This is a genomic window from Gemmiger formicilis, from assembly GCF_016901605.1.
Classification (GTDB): Bacteria; Bacillota; Clostridia; order Oscillospirales; family Ruminococcaceae; genus Gemmiger; species Gemmiger formicilis_B.
Genome location: NZ_JACJKP010000299.1, coordinates 1 through 1,747 on the forward strand (window position 1 = coordinate 1; position 1,747 = coordinate 1,747).

Below are 1,747 nucleotides of genomic sequence, written 5' to 3' on the forward strand. Positions count from 1 at the left end.
TCTATCCTCTCTGTCTTGCGGCCGGTTCTTGTTCGCACTTTTAAAACAGGACGATTGTTCTCGTAATAAGGGGTAAGGTGATTGCATGAAGTCCATCATTTTATACGGAAGCAGGTACGGAAGCGCCCGCCGGTATGCGCAGGAGCTGTCCAGCAAAACCGGCATCCCCGCTGTCGGCTATCGAGATATTCCATCGCTTTCCGGGCATCAGACCATCGTGTATATCGGCGCGCTGTATGCCGGTGGTGTTTTGGGGCTGGCCAGGACATTGCGCAGTCTGTCCTTGCGGGACGGGCAGCGGCTGGTGATCGTTACGGTCGGGCTGGCTGATCCGGATATACCGCAAAATCGGGAGAATATCCGGAACTCCCTGCAAAAACAGATTCCCGCCCAGCTATATGGCAGAGCAGCGGTTTTCCATCTGCGAGGCGCCATTGATTATCAGGCGCTATCTCTGGGACACCGAACCATGATGGCGCTACTGCACCGATCTCTGCAAAAGAAACCGGCGGAAGAATGGAGCGAAGAAGACAAGGCGTTAATGGAAACCTACGGCAAGCAGGCAGATTTTGTCGATTTCGCTTCCCTGCGGCCGATTATCAATGAGATGCAGAGGGAAAGCAGGTAAGAAAAATTATTTGAATGCATAGCTTAGCCAGTTTGGCTTTCTCTGCTGCGAGGGATTCTATGTAGGTGCCACGAGCGCATTATTTTACGCTCTCTTATCAATCGGGTGCTTTCACGCGTATCGGAAAGGAAATGGTTTATGGCTGAAAAGCGAACTGTCCGCTTTGTAAAATGGCTGATTAAGGTTGTGATATCTTATGCGGTGTTTATCGGGATCGGCTGGCTTCTCGGGCGGATCCCCGCTGAAAGAATTGGCCTTTCCGAGGATATGTTTTTCGATCTGCGGATGTTTTTCATGCTGTTTGGCCCCATTTATCTCTCTCTGATCGTAAAAATTGTTTTGACAATTCTGGCCGCAATAAAGCATAAAGAAAATGACACCGCCGAACAAAACAGGGGAGTTCTGCTTGCCGTCACTGCCATATTGATGCTTGCAAATCTGTCCAATGCCCAGACCGCAGCGGATCTGAGCAGCGGACTCATCGAAAGCAAAGGGCTGAAAAGCCTGAACAGGAGCAAACGGTACAATCTGAAAGGCAAGCGGTTTTTAAATATTTCCCTTCCCATCGCCTTTTATATGCTGATCCTGGAGATATTGACGCTGCTGGTCTGCATCGTCACCTTCGCACCGTTATCCAACGCGGCAAGCAACGCTTTTATTTTTACCATCGCCCTGACCGCTTTGCTCCTGCTGTTGATCCCACTCATTCTCACTTTTATCTCCGGGTTTAAGGGAGACAAGGCGGAACATGAAATAAAGCGGGACAAGGAACGGCAGGCCGCAGTTGTGTCCGGCAACCTGGTCCTAGAAACCGATCCCATTCGCCGCAAACAGTATCTGCGGCTGCCGAAGCTGCTTGTGCTGGCGGTTTGCCCGGGCGCGTTCCTGCTTTCTTTTCTCGTGCTGTATTTCGCCAAGAACCATCAGGACCAGTTGGCGGTCTTGATGCTGCGTCAGCCGTTTATGGCTCTGGCGGCCGCCTCGATCTTCGCTGTGATCCCGCTTCTGATGTACTGGGCAAACTGCTCAGGGACGTCTTTGGTTCAGCGCGTGTATCTCTCGGAAAACCGGCTGTGCTATACCGGTTATAGCGGCAGCATGGACGAGCGGGTGGAATTT

General features: G+C 51.6%; 2 protein-coding genes. Both read left to right on the forward strand.

Annotated features, from left to right (window positions below; all coding sequences use genetic code 11):
• Positions 1–85: 85 nt before the first annotated feature.
• Positions 86–628, forward strand: coding sequence for a flavodoxin domain-containing protein (locus H6B10_RS14355; protein ID WP_204648832.1), 543 nt, complete (start codon positions 86–88; stop codon positions 626–628).
• Positions 629–766: 138 nt separating this feature from the next.
• Positions 767–1,747, forward strand: a 981-nt coding sequence (locus H6B10_RS14360; protein ID WP_204652224.1) for a hypothetical protein, incomplete at its 3' end; no start/stop codon positions are given.

Excerpts from the sequence above, each read along its gene's own strand:
- H6B10_RS14355 (WP_204648832.1), top strand. The coding sequence starts at position 86 with ATGAAGTCCATCATTTTATACGGAAGCAGGTACGGAAGCGCCCGCCGG.